The organism is Deltaproteobacteria bacterium, assembly GCA_016208165.1.
Taxonomy (GTDB): Bacteria; Desulfobacterota; Desulfarculia; order JACQYL01; family JACQYL01; genus JACQYL01.
In genome coordinates this window covers 1-18,405 of sequence record JACQYL010000062.1, presented here as the reverse complement: position 1 = coordinate 18,405, position 18,405 = coordinate 1, and the positions used below count along the sequence as shown (strand labels likewise).

General features: G+C 56.2%; 20 protein-coding genes and 1 pseudogene. 10 read left to right on the top strand and 11 right to left on the bottom strand.

The window, feature by feature from the left end:
* Positions 1-27: 27 nt before the first annotated feature.
* The 3 genes from HY788_13535 to HY788_13525 all read left to right on the top strand — a co-directional run bounded on the left by HY788_13535 (position 28) and on the right by HY788_13525 (position 6,870).
* A complete protein-coding gene (locus tag HY788_13535) occupies positions 28-261 on the top strand; it encodes a hypothetical protein (GenBank protein MBI4775172.1) in 234 nt (77 codons plus the stop codon).
* A 940-nt stretch (positions 262-1,201) separates the two neighbouring features.
* On the top strand, positions 1,202-3,241 hold the full coding sequence (locus HY788_13530; GenBank protein MBI4775171.1) for a methyl-accepting chemotaxis protein: 2,040 nt from the start codon (positions 1,202-1,204) through the stop codon (positions 3,239-3,241).
* Positions 3,242-3,645: 404 nt separating this feature from the next.
* Positions 3,646-6,870 (top strand): hypothetical protein, encoded by a 3,225-nt coding sequence (locus tag HY788_13525; protein MBI4775170.1) that lies wholly within the window; start codon positions 3,646-3,648, stop codon positions 6,868-6,870.
* A 4-nt stretch (positions 6,871-6,874) separates the two neighbouring features.
* On the opposite strand, the gene HY788_13520 is transcribed toward HY788_13525, so the two are convergent.
* Together HY788_13520 and HY788_13515 are read right to left on the bottom strand one after the other, a co-directional pair.
* A complete protein-coding gene (locus tag HY788_13520) occupies positions 6,875-7,456 on the bottom strand; it encodes a dCMP deaminase family protein (GenBank protein ID MBI4775169.1) in 582 nt (193 codons plus the stop codon).
* A 14-nt stretch (positions 7,457-7,470) separates the two neighbouring features.
* Entirely contained in the window at positions 7,471-8,253 is a 783-nt protein-coding gene (locus HY788_13515) for a thymidylate synthase (GenBank protein ID MBI4775168.1), read from the bottom strand.
* Positions 8,254-8,489: 236 nt separating this feature from the next.
* Between HY788_13515 and HY788_13510 the strand changes: the two genes are divergently transcribed.
* From HY788_13510 to HY788_13500, 3 genes are all read left to right on the top strand, one after another.
* Entirely contained in the window at positions 8,490-8,708 is a 219-nt protein-coding gene (locus HY788_13510; GenBank protein ID MBI4775167.1) for a hypothetical protein, read from the top strand.
* 142 nt (positions 8,709-8,850) lie between these two features.
* The gene (locus tag HY788_13505) at positions 8,851-9,663 is read left to right on the top strand and encodes an inositol monophosphatase (protein MBI4775166.1); all 813 of its coding nucleotides are present in this window, start codon (positions 8,851-8,853) and stop codon (positions 9,661-9,663) included.
* Between the two features lies 1 nt (position 9,664).
* Positions 9,665-9,829, top strand: a complete 165-nt coding sequence (locus tag HY788_13500; GenBank protein ID MBI4775165.1) for a hypothetical protein — start codon at positions 9,665-9,667, stop codon at positions 9,827-9,829.
* Between the two features lie 75 nt (positions 9,830-9,904).
* On the opposite strand, the gene HY788_13495 is transcribed toward HY788_13500, so the two are convergent.
* The 5 genes from HY788_13495 to HY788_13475 all read right to left on the bottom strand — a co-directional run bounded on the left by HY788_13495 (position 9,905) and on the right by HY788_13475 (position 12,650).
* Positions 9,905-10,912: a hypothetical protein gene (locus tag HY788_13495; protein ID MBI4775164.1), complete on the bottom strand. Its 1,008-nt coding sequence runs from the start codon at positions 10,910-10,912 to the stop codon at positions 9,905-9,907.
* A gap of 151 nt (positions 10,913-11,063) precedes the next feature.
* Entirely contained in the window at positions 11,064-11,333 is a 270-nt protein-coding gene (locus tag HY788_13490; protein MBI4775163.1) for a YggU family protein, read from the bottom strand.
* Positions 11,334-11,584: 251 nt separating this feature from the next.
* Complete coding sequence (locus HY788_13485; protein ID MBI4775162.1) at positions 11,585-11,752, bottom strand: hypothetical protein; 168 nt, start codon at positions 11,750-11,752, stop codon at positions 11,585-11,587.
* Positions 11,753-11,806: 54 nt separating this feature from the next.
* Positions 11,807-12,310, bottom strand: coding sequence for a DivIVA domain-containing protein (locus HY788_13480; protein MBI4775161.1), 504 nt, complete (start codon positions 12,308-12,310; stop codon positions 11,807-11,809).
* Positions 12,311-12,329: 19 nt separating this feature from the next.
* Entirely contained in the window at positions 12,330-12,650 is a 321-nt protein-coding gene (locus tag HY788_13475) for a YggT family protein (GenBank protein MBI4775160.1), read from the bottom strand.
* A gap of 311 nt (positions 12,651-12,961) precedes the next feature.
* On the opposite strand from HY788_13475, the gene fbp reads away from it, so the two are divergent.
* The 4 genes and pseudogenes from fbp (at position 12,962) to HY788_13455 (ending at position 16,618) form a co-directional block, all read left to right on the top strand.
* Positions 12,962-13,978: a class 1 fructose-bisphosphatase gene (gene fbp / locus HY788_13470; protein ID MBI4775159.1), complete on the top strand. Its 1,017-nt coding sequence runs from the start codon at positions 12,962-12,964 to the stop codon at positions 13,976-13,978.
* 28 nt (positions 13,979-14,006) lie between these two features.
* Positions 14,007-14,958: pseudogene (locus tag HY788_13465) on the top strand (tRNA (adenosine(37)-N6)-threonylcarbamoyltransferase complex transferase subunit TsaD).
* Positions 14,959-15,075: 117 nt separating this feature from the next.
* A complete protein-coding gene (gene rsmA / locus HY788_13460; protein ID MBI4775158.1) occupies positions 15,076-15,927 on the top strand; it encodes a ribosomal RNA small subunit methyltransferase A in 852 nt (283 codons plus the stop codon).
* Positions 15,928-16,312: 385 nt separating this feature from the next.
* On the top strand, positions 16,313-16,618 hold the full coding sequence (locus tag HY788_13455) for a nucleotidyltransferase family protein (GenBank protein ID MBI4775157.1): 306 nt from the start codon (positions 16,313-16,315) through the stop codon (positions 16,616-16,618).
* 1 nt (position 16,619) lies between these two features.
* Here the strand turns inward: HY788_13455 and HY788_13450 are convergent, their stop codons facing one another.
* The 4 genes from HY788_13450 to HY788_13435 form a co-directional block, all read right to left on the bottom strand.
* Positions 16,620-16,796, bottom strand: coding sequence for a helix-turn-helix transcriptional regulator (locus HY788_13450; protein ID MBI4775156.1), 177 nt, complete (start codon positions 16,794-16,796; stop codon positions 16,620-16,622).
* A complete protein-coding gene (locus HY788_13445) occupies positions 16,760-16,903 on the bottom strand; it encodes a hypothetical protein (protein ID MBI4775155.1) in 144 nt (47 codons plus the stop codon). Before HY788_13445 ends, HY788_13450 begins: the two co-directional genes overlap by 37 nt.
* A 120-nt stretch (positions 16,904-17,023) precedes the next feature.
* Positions 17,024-18,079: a DUF3500 domain-containing protein gene (locus HY788_13440; protein ID MBI4775154.1), complete on the bottom strand. Its 1,056-nt coding sequence runs from the start codon at positions 18,077-18,079 to the stop codon at positions 17,024-17,026.
* Between the two features lie 182 nt (positions 18,080-18,261).
* Positions 18,262-18,405 (bottom strand): dienelactone hydrolase family protein (locus tag HY788_13435; protein MBI4775153.1); only part of this gene is annotated, 144 nt, incomplete at its 5' end.

Below are 18,405 nucleotides of genomic sequence, written 5' to 3'. Positions count from 1 at the left end.
ATGAGGATCACAAGGAGGCTTCCTACCATGCGCAATTTCAGAAAGCTGTTTTTGGACAAGGAAAAGGATCTCGCAAAATCCCTTCTGCGGTGGAAAATGCAGAAAGAGGGGAAACCGGCGCCTGACGAGGAAACCATTTCCCGGGTGTCGGGGACGGTTGTGGAAGAAGCCAACGAAATCATCAAACGGCGTGGCAAGAATATCCTCGAGGAATTCAAGAGCGCGGCCCGAGAATTCAAAAAAGGTATGAAGTCGGAGTAGCGGAAATCATTCCTTTCTCCAGGTTGGGCGATAGGTCATTTGGTCCAGTGGCCCACTCCACGGGCCGCCGATGGTCACCTCATGACCGGCGTCCGTTGCGACACGCTGCTCTAAGCAACCACTCCGGACGTTTCTCTATTTCATGCCACAGCAGCGATGTTGCGAAACCAACGACCTCTGTTTCTCTTCCCAGGCTCTTTCCCCTGCTTCATCCGGTTCTTCTATCGCGTTCGCTACGCACCTGAGATCCTATCGGTTGGATAAATAAATACTTCGAAACGCTGATCGCGGGCGTATGATAACTGGTTCGCAAGGGCTTTTCGGCGGGTGGTCATGTCTTATGGAACCTGAGACGGATTCATTGGAAACGGATCTAAAGAAAATGGGATTGCCGGCCGATTAGTTAAAAAGCGTAAGATCCCTGAACCCGGAGAAGTCGCCGCTTGCGGGGCGGGTCCTTTTTCAATCGGCCATACTCTGATAAGCCATCCCGCAGCGACGTGAATTTCGAGGAATATCGAACGGACAGCGCCGTATCAGGCTAGAAACACGATGAAACGAGCCTCCATGGGGAACCGGAGCGAACAGGAAACAAAGCGGTCGGATAGTTCTCCGAGGAAGTATCCCCGTTTCAAGATGGTCCTTTCGGACCACCCTGCGAAAAAAAAATCGACAAAAGACCTCTTTCCTGCGGGAGAAGGACTCGATGAGCTTCTTCATGCCGTTAGATGAGGTCATAACGGAGAAACCGGAGAAAACAGCGTTGCTGCTCCGGCCGATGAGAATCAAACAGTGAACGTGTGGGAAATTCAGCGTCCTTCGACGGAAGAGACGAGAGAGCCGCTCTCTGAAGGCGCACAAATGATGTTTTGAAGGATGTCGGCCATCAAACGATGGCGCGTCCCGTCATCCAAACTTCAAGTCAGGGAAGGAGAGCAGCATGCGGCTGAAGACTGTTCAGCAGAAAATCGCGGTCTGGTCCGGTGCTTGTCTGATCGCCACGGCGGCGATCATCGTTATATATTCAACATACACGTTGATGGACGTGGCTCGTTCGGCCCGCGAGAGGGCCATTCAATCCGCTGAAACACGCGCCACGGAAATCGCCGAAAACATCGCCGGTGAGATCAAAGCGAAAGTCGAGATTGCTTTGGACAGTGCGCGCACATTGGCGCAGGCCCTGTCCGGCATTAAGGACAAAGAGAGCCCTGTGGAGCTGGATCGCGAAGAGGTAAACAGCATTCTTAAAATCGTTTTGGACCGAAATCCTCAATTTGTGGGTACGTACACGCTCTGGGAGCCAAACGCCTTTGACGGGTTGGATAGTGGAAACGTCAATGCGAAAGGCCACGATGCGACAGGCAGGTTCATTCCTTATTGGTGCAGAAACCAGGAGGGCAAGATTGCGGTGGAGCCTCTCGTGGACTACGAAAAAGAGGGTCCTGGAGACTATTATCAGGTTCCCAAAAAGACCAAGAAGGAAGCCATCATCGACCCTTACATCTATCCCGTACAAGGAAAGGATACTCTGATCACTTCGCTGGTGGTTCCTGTGGTGGTCAAGGACGTCTTTTATGGAATTGCCGGCATCGACCTCAAGCTGGAATTTCTCCAGCAAATCGTGGACAACACCAAGGAATTATACGGCGGTACGGCGGAAATCGCAATTATAAGCAACAATGGGACCCTGGGCGCCTATACCAGAAAACCCGGCCTGGCCGGAAAACACATGAAGGAAGCATTCAAAGACCGGGAACAGCATTTGCCCGGTATTCGAGAAGGGAAGATCGTCACCGAGAAAGGGGATGACTGGATCGATACGTTCGTACCCGTGCGGATAGGTGCGACAACCACTCCTTGGAGCGTCAGTATCAGCATTCCTACCACCAGAATCACTGCGGAAGCGGATAATCAGATGACGGTCGCCATACGCGACATGTGGAGCATGATTCTGATAGGAGTTGCATGCGCCGTGGCGGCAACGATTCTCCTGTGGCTGTTGGCTCGAGGCATCGCACGACCCCTCCACCGTGTCGCGCAAGGACTCAATGATAGCGCGGAACAGGTAGCCTCGGCCTCCAATCAGGTCGCTTCTTCGAGCCAATCGTTGGCTGAAGGGTCCTCCGAGCAAGCGGCATCCATCGAAGAAACGTCTTCCTCCCTCGAAGAGATGTCCTCCATGACCAAACAGAACGCGGAGAACGCAAGTCAGGCGGACAGTCTTATGAAAGAGGCCAACCAGGTCGTAGTACAGGCCAACGAGTCCATGACGGAGTTGACCTCTTCCATGGCTGAGATTAGAAAGGCCAGTGAACAAACCTCGAAAATCATTAAAACTATTGACGAGATCGCTTTTCAGACCAATCTCCTGGCTCTGAACGCCGCGGTCGAGGCGGCCCGGGCCGGAGAGGCCGGAGCCGGCTTCGCGGTCGTGGCTGACGAAGTCCGAAACCTGGCCATGCGGGCTGCCGAGGCGGCAAGAAACACCGCCGACCTCATCGAGGGAACGGTTAAGAAAGTAAAAGAAGGTTCGGACCTTGTAGCCAAGACCAGCAATGCTTTCGCACAAGTGGCTGGAAGCGCCTCGAAAGTAGGCGATCTGGTCAGCGAGATATCCGCTGCTTCCCGCGAGCAGGCCATGGGGATCGACCAGCTCAGCAAAGCCGTGGCGGAAATGGATAAAGTCACTCAGCAAAACGCCGCCAACGCTGAAGAGTCTTCGTCCACCTCCGAGGAGATGAAGGGACAAGCCGAGCGAATGAAGCGATTTGTTGCGGACCTGGTCGCCATCATTGGAGGCTCGGCCAAGCATACAGCGGCGACTCGTTCATCAGGACCGCGTTCCGCTCGGTCACGAACAAGTAAAGAGGCTCACGTGCCACCCCAAAAGGGCAAGAGCAAAGCCGTAGCTGCGACTCAGGCTCGAGAAGTCAAGCCTGAAGAGGTCATCCCCTTGGAAGAGGATTTCAACGAGTTCTGAGCGAGCATCATTTTCCGACGCGAGGGGCTGAAGCGGGCCCCTCGCCTCCTCCCTCACGAACCCGGAATAGGTCAGCGCCGGGCGTTACTTGCACCCTGAAATCTCCGCTTCGATCATAGCTTCTCATCCTCACACCGCTACGAACCGTCCCAGACCCCTTCCCAGGATCTTCCCCGCATTTGGATCGGACTGATTACAGATCTTTTTGTTGACCCGTCACACGGATTGAGCCCATAGTTATAAGAGAGACAAAACGTAACCGCCTCGCCGTTCCACATGTTCCAATTCCCGTTACCCACTTTTCTCATCCAGGGCGTGATCAGATGATTCGACCGCCAAAGCAACTTACGGATAAAAGCAAGGATAGGAAACAACCGGTTTCCAACTTCCGCCGGAGGTGCAACATGGTAAAAACGTGCTTAACGGTCTTTGTTGGACTCAACCTGCTCTTTGCCGGCATGCCGCCAAGCGAGTCGCAAGCCGCGCTGAACGTTTCCCTCCAGATACGGAACCCTCACACTTATAGCCTCACCATGGAGCCGATCACCTCGGGCATACCCCTCCCGCGGCGCCTGAACGTTGTGGACTCATCGGGTCTTCGGTTGCTGGATTCGACCGGCGTTCCGATACCTGCGCAATTTACGCCCCTGGCCCGATGGGGGGGCGCCCCAACCCAAACCTCACAGCCGATCCGATGGGTCCTTCTGGATTTCCAGGCATCCATCCCCGCTTCCGGTACAACCGTGTATTCGCTGCAACAGGGCGGTCCCGGCCCTTCCCCATCCGCCTCGCTGACGGTTACCGATGGTGCGGACACCGTCACGGTAAACACCGGAGCCGCTGAGTTCCGTATCAGCAAGTCTCACGGCGGGTTAAGCGCGCCCGGACTGGCGTCGCCTATGTACGGGCGTCTCAAGGCCGGCAGCGACCTGAGTGATACGTTAACCGGACCCGTCACTGTTTCGGTGGTGCTGCAAGGGCCTATGCGCGCGTCCGTTCACGTCCGGGGCGCGTACCGGGATTCGACCGGCCAGGCCCTGATGGAATACACGAACCGCTACTGGTTTTACGCCGGGCAATCCAAGGTCCGCCTGTTTCACACGGTGGAAAACAACAACCTCTGTCCTCTGGGAGAATACGAGCAACTCACCTGTTTTGATATTGGATCCGGCGGAAGCATAGATCTGGAGGATCTCTCACTCGTTTTCCCTGCAAGCCTGGGTACCGGCCTGACTTATCAGGCGGGCGGACAGGGAGATCCGGTCTCCGGAAACCTCGTTGGGAACGTCCTGCTGTATCAGGACTCCAGCGGCACGGATTCCTGGAATCGTTATCCCACGATGACGGATTGGGACGCGAACCCTCTGGACACACGACCTCGAATGCAGTCCTATGTCAGCTTCAAAGGTTACCGTATAACGTCCGGCGGTTCTCTGGTGAACAACGGCGATCAGGCCGCAGGATGGTTGAGCGTCACCGGGAGCGGCGGTTCCTGCGCCATCGGCGTCCGGGATTTCTGGCGCAACTTTCCCAAAGCCCTGCGCGCCGCCCCGGATGGAACCCTGGAATTGGGTCTTTTCCCTGACGAGTTCGGAGGCTCGGGGTACTCGTTCAATTTGCGGGCCGGAGAGCATAAGACGCACGAACTCTGGCTGGCCTTCGGATCGTCGGGAGCGCCCGCCGCGTTGGAGCCCCTTTTTGCTCTTGCACCCGCCAAATGGTACGTGGACAGCGGCGGATTCGGTCGCACCGCCCTGCCCAACGGCGCCGACTGGCCCGACCATGAGCAATACATCGATTACCAGTTGGATACTTCTCCCGACCACGACGATAATTGGTCCCATTATTTCCGGAACTTAACCGACGCCATCGAACAATCGGACTTTTACGGCATCTTCGATTACGGCGACTGGCCCATAGACTACGAAGGTTACGAAGTCGCCCCGCTGAACTGCAAATACGACTACGACTTGGGCATGTGGATTCAGTGGGCCCGTTCCGGCGACGCAAGATGGTTCCGTCTGGCTGAAGCCGCGGACCGGCATTTCGCCGACATCGACATCCTCCACAACCTCCATTCCCCGCGCCACTGGGGAGACGGCATTGCTTTCGGTCATAGCGAGCACGACGAACCCGGTTTCCTCAACCCCCACCGGAACAGGAACAGCGGATCCACGGACACGGCCTATGGTGTTCCGGGTATGCTGACCGCCTACTATCTGACCGGCTATGAAAAGGCGCTGGAATCCGCCCTGGAATTGAGCGATTGCGTGGAGTACCGTCTTCGAAACGACAGTGAACTCTGTTCCGCATTTCCCGACTGCAGCGGCGAAGGCTACGCTCTAATGGGAGGTTTGTACGCCGCGGGCGAACGGCTGGCGGCCAACAGCCTGGTCATTGCCGTTGCCGCTTATCGGGCAACAGCCGATTCGAGGTATCTGGCCGTTGCGGACGCTCTGGTCGATTGGGCCCGGTCGGCCTCGCAACCCTATATCAATGGGATTACAGGCGAGGCTGAAGAGATGCGTCCATGGTTGCTCAACATGTACCTTCGCGCCTTGGCGACCTACCTGGACATGCGATCCGAGTTCGGGCTGCCGGATACCTACAGCGCCGGAAACAGCTTTCGGGAATTCGCCGATTGGCTGCACCAGTACCCGTGGCTGCCCCTCACCTCCATCAGTAGTGGCGAACGCGCCGCCTACCCGTATATGTGGTGGTTCGACGGCCGGGCCGACAACAGCGAACCTTCCATCAACAACTGGCTCCTTCTGGGCGCCGACGCCTTGGCTTATGCCTATCTGCTTACCGAAACGCCACATTACCTCGATTGGGCGGCGCAACTGTTCCGTACCGGAATCCGGGATCCGTTCTTCGAGGACGACGCACTCCTCTATACCGAAACCAAACAGACCATCAACAGCATCGTGTACGGGAACGTGTTCCTGAACGCCTGGCAGGCAAGCACGGGCCCGAACCCTCCCGCCGGAATTCCCGACGGCATATGGAAAGACGGTCCCATGCCGGGATCTTCGGAGTTGATGAATTTCTACGTTCAGACCTACCTAGCCGGCTCGATACTGGTCATCGTCTCTCCGGACGGCATAACCGCCTATGCATTTCTGGATCCGGACCTCTCCAACGGAGTGGACGTCGACGATATCGGCAGTCAGGGTCACCACCTCACCGTCACCTTCATCGACGAGAGCCAAGGTACGGCGGCGCTCTCCCTCGCGGGACAATCCGTACGGAATTTCAATCTGTATCGCTGGTTCGCCTACGCGCCGGCGGACGTTTATCAGGGCATTTTCAAGAATGCGCCGCCCGGAGATGCGGCCGCCGGCATGAGCCTGTACACCCAGACTTACGATACGGCCGTCGTTGCCATCCTTTCATCGGATGCGCGCGCCTTCGAGGTGTTCTTCGATACGGATAAAACGGACGGCGTCAATGTGGATTCCATCAGTGGCGACAGCCGGCTGGAATGCACGTTTCCCGATCCCGAGCAGGGGTCCGGCGTCCTGTCCGTTGGCGGAGGAACCCCTCAGACGGTCGGATTTTACCGATGGTTTGCGTCTCCGGGCGCCGTCCAAGCGACCGGCGGCGCAGCCCCGCATTCATCCAATTAGGGGGTTAGGGGGAGCAAGGCAGGTCGGGAAGTGTGGAAGCCAACATGCGGCGGGACGTCGGGAATACGAGGCTCGAGATGACCCGTGCAATCGCCTCGTCGCTGACCTGTAGCTGTTTGAACGTCTCCAATTTGGCTTCTCTTGCGGCCGTCTTCCAGAACTCGTCCCTTTCGGGATCCGAGGATTCGTAGGCATATTCAAAAAATACGGCCCTGATTCGGGCTCCGGCGACCAGTTTCAGGCAGACATAACACGGCGCCAGAGTGGTATAGAGGGTGGCCCCTTCGAGGGAAATGCCGAAGCGGGCCGCCTGGGCAATGGCATTGGCCTCGGCGTGCGAGGATCGGCAGTAATTGTATTTGTCGTATTCTCCTATGTTCATGTGCCGCCGATAACAGAAAGGTCTCCCATTGACCGGAGGTTCGTCGCTGCAATGGGGCGCTCCGGGCATCGAACCGTTGTACCCCGTAGTCAGGATATGCTTGTCCCGGACCACCACGGCCCCTGTGGGACGGGAGTTGCACGTCGATCGCGTGCTTACGATCTTCGCAATGACCATAAAATATTCGTCCCATTCAGGGCGCATGCCGATGGAAGTCATCAGTCGCGTTCACCCTCCCTTGACTCGAGATACAGCCGCAGCTTTGCAATATCGAAGTAGGATTCCGCCAGCCCCAATTTCAGACAGGTGATGAACATCTCGCCGTCTTCAACTCCGATCTGCGACGCCATGTATTCTTTCACCATCTGAAGACAGCCCAAGTTGGCCGGAAGTCCGTTCCATAGATTCCAGCTTCTGAAATGTATGCTGAAGTGAAGCTTGCCGTATTTGATGGCCGTATCCACCCCTCTCAGACACTGGGTGGTCCCCGGCTGTTTCTTGTTGAATGCGTTTCCGATCTCGCGACGCCGGATGCGCTTTCCGTCGGCGCGGCCCTGAACGTCTATGGTTTCCACGGCGTCTACGGTCGTATCATAGAAATACAGGCTCTCGGGACGCCCCACGGTCATGTAACAATGCTTGGTTCCCGGCCCGTGCTCCCGGTAGTAATTGATCACCCATTCTATCTGCCAGCTCAGATCTTCTCCATAAGTGTAATGCTCTCCCGGCTGAGCCACATCCGTCATGTAATAGGGCAGGTACTGTTCAATATAGCCCGGCTCGACCGGGTTTGGAATGCAGATTCCCACCGGAATCTCGGGCTCTAACGGCCGTGTTCCGGGATAGAGAATGTGGGCCGACACGAAGTCCAACTCCCACCGCTTGGTGGGGGTGCTGCCTTTGGTCACCTGATACTCGCGGCCCTCGAGAACGGCGGCGCGCACCAGTCGAAACCATACGTCCGGGATGTCCCTGGCTTTCGCAAACACGGGTTTCAACATGAACGTTTCTCCAGTCGTGCAGTGGGATCACGGGCAACTGATTGAAACAGTTGGTATTTCTATGAACGACTTCAAACCTACTTCAAAAGCGTAACCCTGTCAAGACGGGCTTCTTCTTTCCGGCGCGAGGTCGCGCCGGCGACATGGTGAGCGGGGCTCCCGGCGAAGCGCCTAGTGAGGTTGACAGCCCCCCTCAAATGGGCTATCAATCCGACCAAACCAGCAAGGAGTGAAGCATGGCCGATCTTAAAAAGATCAGCGAACAATGTCCCAGCAGAACTTCCAACCTGACGAAATGCAATTGCACGTATTCCGGTTGCCCCCGGCATGGTCTCTGCTGCCAATGTCTGGAGTATCATCTCTCCCATCAAGAGCTTCCCGCTTGCGCGTTTCCACCCGAGGTGGAGCGTACATACGACCGATCTTTCCGAAAATTCATCAAAACGTATGGTTAAGTGGTTCCATGGAATAACCGATGCAAAACGGAAAGACGAATAACACCCTCCCATTGAGGGCTTCACGTGTCACTACCGGATCGCGGTTCCACTTGCACGGGAACAAGCGACGGAGATTTCAAAACAGAGGCGCCCGCACACTATGAACTCTGCTCTCGACGTAGCCCGTCGGGCCGCTCAAAAAGGCGGTGATTGCATACGGAAGAGCTGGGGTCGGGTTCATGACGTGCAATTCAAGGGCGCTGTGGATCTGGTCACGGAAACGGATCTGGAATCCCAGCGCATCATCGTGGCGGAGATCCGTGGCGCATTCCCCGATCATTCGATTCTCGCCGAAGAGGAAGGTCTCTCCGAGGAGAGGGGCGACGATCTTTGGATGATAGACCCGTTGGACGGGACCACCAATTTCGCCCACCGGTTTCCCTTTGTATGCGTGTCCATCGCGCATCTCAAAGAAGATGTAATTGATATAGGTGTGATATATAATCCCATGCTGAATGAGTTCTTTTGGGCCGAGAGGGGCTGCGGAGCCTATCTCAACAACAGGCGCATCCGCGTGAGTGAAGCATCCGATCTTCGCAAGTCCTTGATTGCCACCGGTTTTCCTTACGACCTGGAATCGGTCCGCTCCGAGGTCATCCGGCGTTTCGAGAACATGCTCTCGTCGAGTCAAGGCATACGGAGAGCCGGATCGGCGGCGCTTGATCTCGCCTACGTGGCGTCAGGTGCGCTCGATGGGTTCTGGGAACAGTTGTTGAAACCGTGGGATATTGCCGCCGGGATTCTTCTGGTGGAAGAGGCCGGCGGAAGGGTCAGCGATTTCCACGGCAATCCCGTGGACCTCTTGGGTGGACGGACGATGGCCAGCAATGGCCGCATTCATGCACAGATGTCGGAAAAGTTGTCATTAGAAAGAGAAAAGGAGAAAGATGTTGCCGCTTCTTACGGAAGATGAAATGGAAGGAAGGCTGAACTGTTTCGGAGATTTCGACCAGCAAGACGCCGTTTGCATCAACAGGTGCGCTCTGAACATCAACTGCGCCATCGCCAAGAGCAGGTACACCAACGTCCCGTTCTCAGAAGAAGAGTTCTACCCATCTTACCGCCTGCTGTATGAATAAGGCCTGAACAGCGCTCTCATCAGCCTAATTCCGGGGGAAGAAACGTTCGGCGGACGGGCAGGATTCAGGAAAACGCTATTCCCTCCTCTCCATCATCTCCTCCCTATCCCACTCATCGAGAAGGGCGCGGGCGCGTCTTCGTTTTCTTCGATACGCCAGCAGAAAAAGCAGGGCCATGACGAACCAGAGGGTGCCGCCACTGGTCAGAAGCGGAAGAACGGAAAATCTCAACTTGAGGAAGCGTTCCCACCTGTTTTCCAGTTCTTCGAAACGCAGGCCAGTGGCCCGGTGAAGTGCGTTTCCAAAACCGAAACCCTTCTGATAGAAACGGATGAACACGTGCAGCCCTTTCACTCCGAAGTTTTCTCTCAAGAACGCGATGACATAGTAGCTCTCCGCGTAGGCGGTTCGAGCTCTCTCGACGTCCGACGGAAAGCCCCTCTCCAGTTCCTGGAGGGGCATCACTTTGCCCGACAACACCGCTCGTGTCATATAGATCGAACGCGACCAGCCCCACTCGCCGGACAGGTACATGGCCAGACCTTCGTTGAGCCAGGTTGGTATCTCGTCTCCTCCGGAATGATATGATAGTAGGATATGAACGTATTCATGGATGAAGATCTCGAGAGGGTCCGAGTTGGGCAGTATTTTTGGAGACTTGAGCACGATGAGATCCAAGGATGGGACCGCAAGTCCGTCGGCCCAATACGGAACAGCGCTCTCACCTGGAACCGCATCGCGAAAACCGCCCAAATCCGGAGCCAGCAACACGGTCGTCATCTCGGGCGGCGTAAGTCCCGTTTTTTCAGTCACCTCGGTGGCGACCCGTTCGACCCTCTTTTGCAGGTACAAAGCGGTCTTACGGTCAGGGAGAGTGTATCTGATCTTGAAATGAGGTGTCTCCAGGGAGACGTACGGACCGGAATCCGCAAAGGCGGTCGCAAGCAGCAGGATGACGAGCGTCGCCGCGCCGAAGAGCCTATTGGTGGCGCGTAAGCCGCGTCGAAAGCGGGGAGCCATGAGACGCACAGTATGAGGGCGCGGCTTGAGGAGTAGAGCGCCGGCGAGGAAGGCCTCGATCATCGGCATACCTTATACGATACCGAATGGCAGCATGACATGCCCTCGTCCCGGCGCTCCTCCGGGAGGAGATGGTGCGTCACCGGCGCGAAGGTTGCATTGGCGAACGGAGAGAGCCTATCCCGACACGCACGGCCGAGTGTGTCGGATGCCATCATCTCTTGCCGCGATGCGGGGTGTCCAGGGCCTTTTCGATCAGTTCCACGACCCGGTCCAAATCATAGGGTAGAAAGATCACTTTGTGCCTGGATTTGAGTCCCTGGACGAGGCTCACGTCCTTCTTGGGAATACGCCAGGTCTTGGCAAGAAATGAAACGACGGCTTCATTGGCCGCACCCTCGACCGGCGGAGCCGTAATATGTATCTTCAGTGCGTTCCCTTGAATGGAGTCGATCGAGTTTCGCGAACTCTTCGGATGGACCACTAGCTTGACCGAAGTTCCTTCCGGAGATGGGGACAGACATGAGGATGGGTCTTGCTTCATACCGGCTGCAGGCGGGCCGACATTCCGGGGATCCCGGTTCTCGGTCCGTCCTTCTATTGGAGGCGCTCACCCACCGCGGGATCGTGCGGACAGGGCCCTTGGAAAAAATGTTCCTTCTCTTTCCATCTCCGAACGCCCTCCGGGGAATCGGCTAGGCGGACAAACGGCAGGCATCCGGTCGCGCACCGGATTCACGCCGAGCGCTTCTTCTTTATTTCTTCTACCTTTTCCGTTACTTCTTTGGTGGTCAGGATCCCTTTTTCCTCCAGCAACAACAACATCGCCTCCACCAGATATACCTGCGAAACAACGACGTCGTCGAGCGACTTCAACCTGGCATCCAGCTGCTTATCGGACATTCGCCCATCTCCTCTCGCGAAACGGCTCTGTCGTTTTCCACACCCGGCGCCCCACTATCCTTTATTCAAGAACCGGAGCTTGCCGTCCAGTTCGTCGGCCTGGCGATGACTCTCTTTCTCCATATCCAGAAATTTGAGGTGCGCCTCTATAAACGATCTCAACTTCACCTCGAAATGGGTTCTCTGCCTCTTGAGTTCCGCCAGATCGTCGTGGAGCTGGGCCACTCGCATGTGCGCATTGTTCAGTATTTTTTCTGCGGTAAGCTCGGCTTTGGAAATGATGAGGTCCGCGTGGTTTTGGGCTCGTTCCTCCACGGACTTGGCGGTCTCCCTCATTTCGGACAGAGTCGCATTCAGCTTCCGATTGTGCTCCGAAATCTCTTCCAGTTTCTTATTCTTCTCCGCCCATTGGGTGTGCAGGTCCCTGTTCTCCACGAACAATCGGTCCATTTCGTCACAGACCTCTTCAACGAGGGTCCGCACTTCTTTCACGTCGAAGCCGCGGAATCGCGTCCTGAATCTATGACTTCGGACCACTTCAGGAGTGATGTCTCTCATCGTGTCCTCCCCACTCTGCTCACTGAATCACCGGCCCTTGCCCCATCTGAACGGCCAGAGCCATAAGCGAGGAAACTACAAAATGTTGAAGGAATATGATGATCAAAAACACAATGATGGGAGAAATATCGATCACTCCCAAATTGAACGGCAGCCATCTTCGTATGCGATACAACACCGGTTCCGTGGCCGCATGGAGAAAGCGCACAATGGGGTTGTACGGGTCCGGATTCACCCAGGAAATAACCGCACGCGCTATGACGATGATCATATAGAGAAAGAGCACGGTATCGAGCACTTTGGCGAGGGCAAATAGAAAATTAGCGGCAATGCTACCCATGAGCTTCGAGACACTCCCAATATTTCGAGCCGAACTCCGGCTCGATTTTTTATTTTTCTTTTAATTACTAGAAGTTGTGAGGTTGAGTCAAGCAAAAACACCCGAAGCGAGTCCGGGCGGCCCTCGGGTTTCGGGTGCGTTCCAGCGGCCCCGGATGAGAAACGGTTCGAATCCGTCTGCAAAACACGGCTCCGCCTCCCCTGAAGGACCTCTTTTTTAAGTGCGCCTGTTGTGATAGGATGATTATTATTGGAATAATCCCACCCGCGAAATTTCTCGTGGGAACCTTGAGGACGAAAGGAGGACAGGCCATGCCCGCACAGAGGGGAATGACACTAACGCAACACATTCACGAGCAGGAAAAACTCAAACCGGAAGCCAGAGGCGCTTTCACCAAACTGATCAATGAACTTGTCGTAGCCGCCAAGATCATCTCCCGCGAAGTCAATCAGGCCGGACTCGCCGAATCCATGGGTTACACGGGCGACGTAAACATACAGGGTGAAGAAGTTCAAAAACTCGATCAATTCGCCAACAACCTGATTTGCAGGCGTTTGGAACGGTGCGGCGTCCTATGCGGCATGGCCTCCGAGGAAGTGGCGGACATCATGGAGATTCCAGAACGCTTCGATACGGGCGATTATCTCCTTTTGTTCGATCCGTTGGACGGCTCGTCCAACATCGATGTGAACATCAGCATCGGGACCATCTTCTCCGTGATCCGGAAGTGCTCTGATGGTAACGCTCCGCTGACCAGTGACTTTCTCCAGAGGGGAAACGAACAGGTGGCCGCCGGCTACTTTCTTTACGGTTCCAGCACCATGCTGGTCTATACCACGGGCAACGGAGCGAACGGATTCACGTTGGACCCCAGTGTGGGCGAATTCTTCCTCTCGCATCCGAACATCCAGACACCCGAACGGGCAAAGGTATACAGCGTGAATGAAGGGAATTGGAATTATTGGAGCGAAGGCGTTCGCGGGTACATCGATTATCTCAAGGGAACCAAGAACGCTATAGGAAAAGCCTACTCTTCCCGGTACGTTGGCTCTTTGGTGGCCGATTTTCACCGGAATCTCCTCAAGGGCGGTATTTTCATGTACCCTTCGGACACGAAAGACCCCAAAAAGGCCTTCGGAAAGCTGAGATATCTGTACGAATGCGCTCCATTGGCCTTTGTAGTGGAACAGGCCGGTGGTTACGCCAGCACCGGGGAAGGCCGATTGTTGGACTTCGAGCCCCAAAGCATTCACCAGCGGGTGCCGATCTACATCGGAAGCAAATTAGACGTACTGGAAGCGGAAGAATTCGTTCAAGGGAAACGCTGACCTTCCCGCTCCTCGGACCTGAAAGCCTATGTTGATACTGGGTATAGAAACGTCATGTGACGAAACGGCGGCGGCCGTGGTGGAAGACGGCGGACGCGTCCTGTCCGGCGTGGTTTCAAGCCAGGACGAGATCCACTCCGCTTACGGCGGCGTGGTTCCTGAACTGGCGTCCCGGGCCCACATAAAGGCCATCGTGCCCGTGTTGGATCGGGCTCTGGAACGGGCGGGAGTCGAACTGAGAGACCTGCACGGCATCGCCGTCACCCAGGGGCCCGGAGTAACAACTAGAAGCGCATGTCATCGTGAACTTTCTTTCGAACGAACCGCCGTCATTCCCTTTTACGGCCCTGGTCGTATCCGGCGGGCACACCAACCTGTATCTGGTCAAGGACTACCTCGATTTTATGCTGTTGCGCCAGACCCGGGACGACGCCGCGGGCGAAGCTTTTGATAAGACGGCTAAATTGCTCGGTCTGGGCTACCCGGGCGGCATCATTATCGATCATATGGCCCGGGGGGGCGACCCGGAGGCCATCGCCTTTCCCAGGGCCATGATGGACGCGGACAGCCTGGACTTCAGTTTCAGCGGGCTCAAGACGGCGGTCATCACTCATCTCAACAAACATCCCCTGGACGGTCCGGATGCGGATCGCCGCACCGCGGACCTCGTGGCCTCGTTTCAGGAAGCGGTGGTGGATGTTCTGGTGGGCAAATCCCTCCGCGCGGCTGAGATGAACCGAACCGGGTCCCTGGTCCTGGCCGGCGGCGTAGCCGCAAACAGCCGTCTTCGACAGAAGATCCAAACCGCCACGCGGGAAGCCGGAATCCGGTTGTTCATCCCCGAGATGAAACTGTGCACGGACAACGCCGCGGGCGTTGCGGCCATGGGATTTCATCTCCTGAGCCGGGGCGTACGTTCCGACCTGGACATGGACGCCTATTCGCGTATGCCTTCGCGGGGCGCCGTGGGGCGCCTTTGATGCGGATCATTCACGGGTCCCCCCTTCCAAAACCTTTTCAGCCTCCGTCATCCCGCGGGAGGCGCAGGATTCCGGTTTCGACTCCGGCTCTCTGGAAACTCCTTGAACGGGACTGAAATGACGTCGACAGACCCATGCAAACCGGCGCCCGCCATGCTGCACAGGCCACGGAAACGGTGGGGCCAGCACTTCCTCAGGGATGGAAGTATCATACGCTCCATTGTCGATCGCAGTGGCGTCGGACCGGAAGACCATGTCATCGAGATCGGACCCGGAAAGGGCGCCCTCACCGCCTGCCTCTGTGAGCGGGTCCGCTTCGTTACCGCCGTCGAGATCGACCGGGACCTGATTCAATACCTCGAAGATCGCCTGTCCCGGGTGTCCAATCTGTCCCTGGTTCAAAAGGATTTCCTGAAACTGAATCTGCAGGACCTTCTTGCGTCGGATTCCGAGGGGCTGATCCTGATGGGGAACATACCCTATAATCTGTCCGCTCCCATTCTGTACAAACTGATCGAATCCGCACCTCTGATCCGTAACGCCACATTAATGGTGCAGCAGGAGGTGGCGGATCGCGTGCTGGCCGATCCCAATACCAAGTCCTATGGCGTACTGAGCGTGCTCATGCAATACCATGCCACGCCGAAACGCCTGTTGACCATTCCACCGGAGGCCTTTTACCCTAAACCCAAGGTCTACTCGACCGTGATTCAGCTGGATTTCCGCCGGCCCCACCCGAGCAGAAGCGGCAACGAGCCCCTGTTCAAACACGTAGTAAAAGGCGCCTTCAGCAGCCGCAGAAAAATGATCAAGAACGCCCTGATGAACAGCCCGTATCTATCACCCCACCCCGACAGGATCGCGAGAGCCCTCGATCAGGCCGGCATCGACGGACGCGTCCGGGCCGAATCCCTCGATATCGACGCGTTCGTCGCCCTCACCGCATCCTTCGACCAGCTGAACTATTAAACGAGGGGGCGCCCGTGTCGAACAACCGAATCCGTCCGCCCGAGAGTCCGGGATCGGACTCCTTCTCCCTCTGAGAGACGGCCGGGATGAGGGTTCTTCTCCCTCGACCGCTGCCGTGGACCCCGAGTTTACAGGGGGGGAGAAGGCCCGCACGACGGCGAGTCGGTGAACGGACGGCTCGGTTGACCGGCTGTCCGAGCATGAAAGACAAGAGGCTGCCCTCCTCTCTTTAATGATGGGATAGCGCACCGTGCGTTAACAGATATTTTAGCGATTTTGCGACGAAATACTATTTATGCTATTCTGGAAATTATTGATGCTCCTGAAGCAGAGCGCCGTTTCATCACAACGGAATAGGAAAGAAGTTGATCAGCCGGCACAATCAATGAAGACTGATTTTTACATCCCCAAAGAACCGATCGCCTCGTTTTGCCGAGAGCATCATATTCGGCGGCTGGCCGTCTTCGGCTCGGCGCTTCGATCCGATTTCCGAAACGACAGCGACATCGATCTGCTGGTCGAGTTCGAACCGGATCACACACCCGGCCTTTTCGGAATAGCTCGCATGGAACGCGAACTTTCAGTCTTGCTTGGTGGGAGAAAAGTCGATCTTCGCACGCCGGAGGACCTGAGCCGGTATTTTCGCCGGCGTGTACTGGAGGACGCGGTGGTGCAGTATGCGGGGGAGTGAGCTACAACAACACCCGATAACTCAGGTTCAATGCCTTCCCCAGGGTTCTGGCGCGCGCTTTGCCGATGGAGCGCTTGCCGTTCTCCATCTCCGAAATGTGCCTTTGCGGAATCCCGGTCAACGCGGCAAGTTGGATCTGAGTCAATCCTTGTCTATGACGCGCACCCCGGAGACGAATCCGTTCTTCTCCGCGAAGTCGCGCACCGCCCGCGCCTCTTTCACCGGACCGACCAATCGGAGTTCCACCGAATCCTCAGTAAGACGCTTTATCGTGAATTCCGACATAGATGAACTCCTCGGATCTGATCTCCCTGTCCGGCCGCCATCCTGAAAATTCGGATGAGATGCTTGAAGAACTCCTCTCGACTGGGATTCTCCAAGCATCCCGTAGACGGATACATATAGTCAGTTCGTAACGTGAGAACGAGCGTAATGAGTTTCCAGCAGATCGTCGCCCCAATCGTTGGTGAGATCCCGCCACACCGTGTGAATGTGGTTGGCGTGATTTTGCGTATTGTCATATTCCACAAGGAAACGGGGGCCATGCATTCTGTAATAGTGTGGCTCACCGGGGGCGGTGGATCCGGCCCATGCAAAATGAATGAGGCCGCGCCCTTCCTTTTCGATGCGGTTCATCTGAACATCCGCGACATCCTCCGGCAATCGGGTGACGTACAGCCACACCAGGTTCATGAGTGATTCCCGTTGATCTGCGGTCATCTCTGCCAGGGGTAATCCTATGGGCAGATCCGGTTTCACTCGGGGTTTCCATTCCGTGATGATGTCCGCCGGAGCTTCGGTATCCACCAGGGCCCGTGCACGAAGATTCCCCTCAAAGGAATTGACCAGTCCGCGGGCCAGGTCTTCTTCAGCCGCGAGTATTCGCAGGCCCGCGAGCGGACCATTGAAGACCCGTGCCGGATTCGCTCCCAGGAAATTCGGTGTGGGAGCGATCTCTCCGGTGTTCATGACGAAAAAGTTCACCGAGACATGGTGGCCTTCCATCCTCCATGCCCAGGGGGATTCAAGGGAAGGCTCTCCGAAGAAAACTACGAAGTACAGATCGGGGTCACGGACATGATAACCAGTTGCGCCTTCCACTTCACCCAGCAGCTTCTCGTGACTCATGATGGCGAGCGCTTTCCGGTAGCCGTCGCGGCTCATGCCGCTTGCGAGCAGCGAGAGCGCCCGCTTCTGCTGGCTGCTCTCCATTTCTTTGAGTGGAAGACCGATCCTTTGACCCGGCCGGTAGTCCCAGTGCGTTCGCTCTTCGCTGGCGGCGGGCAAAAGGGTTTTCGATCGTTGGTAAGGCGAGAGGGCGGCCAGAAGGGCCGCTCCCACTTCGAACATCCTTTTTCCCGTATCCGAACCATCGCTGAAAGACGCATGCGCAGAGCCGACGCCGACGCTTTCACAGATGTCCGCTTTTCCGATCCCGTGCCTCATCGTGCCGCATATCATCGGTAATCACTCCTCCTTTACCGGAAAGGGAACTTTCGATCATGGGCAGTATACGAATGTTCTCATGGATCTTCCGTTAAAGGAATCAGGCGAATACCCTATTTTTTCAGGTAACCGCCTGCACGAAAAGTCAAAGCACGAGGGTAAGAGGAACGATGCTCCCGGAATTCAATCACCCCGTTTCACGGCGTTTCGAAAATCTCTTCGAAAAACTGCTTCATGTGCCCCCATGATCGGCGATCCGCCTTAGGGTCGTATTTCAATGCTTCCATTCCGAACGCGTCGGCCCCGGCATTGGTGAAGCTGTGTCTGGTTCCGCCGTAAAA

Coding starts and splice junctions, on each gene's coding strand:
- HY788_13535 (MBI4775172.1), top strand. CDS start 28: ATGCGCAATTTCAGAAAGCTGTTTTTGGACAAGGAAAAGGATCTCGCA.
- HY788_13440 (MBI4775154.1), bottom strand. CDS start 18,079: ATGATATGCGGCACGATGAGGCACGGGATCGGAAAAGCGGACATCTGT.
- fbp (MBI4775159.1), top strand. CDS start 12,962: ATGCCCGCACAGAGGGGAATGACACTAACGCAACACATTCACGAGCAG.
- HY788_13530 (MBI4775171.1), top strand. CDS start 1,202: ATGCGGCTGAAGACTGTTCAGCAGAAAATCGCGGTCTGGTCCGGTGCT.
- HY788_13445 (MBI4775155.1), bottom strand. CDS start 16,903: ATGTCGGAATTCACGATAAAGCGTCTTACTGAGGATTCGGTGGAACTC.
- HY788_13500 (MBI4775165.1), top strand. CDS start 9,665: ATGGAAGGAAGGCTGAACTGTTTCGGAGATTTCGACCAGCAAGACGCC.
- HY788_13495 (MBI4775164.1), bottom strand. CDS start 10,912: ATGATCGAGGCCTTCCTCGCCGGCGCTCTACTCCTCAAGCCGCGCCCT.
- HY788_13480 (MBI4775161.1), bottom strand. CDS start 12,310: ATGAGAGACATCACTCCTGAAGTGGTCCGAAGTCATAGATTCAGGACG.
- HY788_13505 (MBI4775166.1), top strand. CDS start 8,851: ATGAACTCTGCTCTCGACGTAGCCCGTCGGGCCGCTCAAAAAGGCGGT.
- HY788_13485 (MBI4775162.1), bottom strand. CDS start 11,752: ATGTCCGATAAGCAGCTGGATGCCAGGTTGAAGTCGCTCGACGACGTC.
- HY788_13475 (MBI4775160.1), bottom strand. CDS start 12,650: ATGGGTAGCATTGCCGCTAATTTTCTATTTGCCCTCGCCAAAGTGCTC.
- rsmA (MBI4775158.1), top strand. CDS start 15,076: ATGACGTCGACAGACCCATGCAAACCGGCGCCCGCCATGCTGCACAGG.
- HY788_13525 (MBI4775170.1), top strand. CDS start 3,646: ATGGTAAAAACGTGCTTAACGGTCTTTGTTGGACTCAACCTGCTCTTT.
- HY788_13520 (MBI4775169.1), bottom strand. CDS start 7,456: ATGCGCCCTGAATGGGACGAATATTTTATGGTCATTGCGAAGATCGTA.
- HY788_13510 (MBI4775167.1), top strand. CDS start 8,490: ATGGCCGATCTTAAAAAGATCAGCGAACAATGTCCCAGCAGAACTTCC.
- HY788_13515 (MBI4775168.1), bottom strand. CDS start 8,253: ATGTTGAAACCCGTGTTTGCGAAAGCCAGGGACATCCCGGACGTATGG.
- HY788_13455 (MBI4775157.1), top strand. CDS start 16,313: ATGAAGACTGATTTTTACATCCCCAAAGAACCGATCGCCTCGTTTTGC.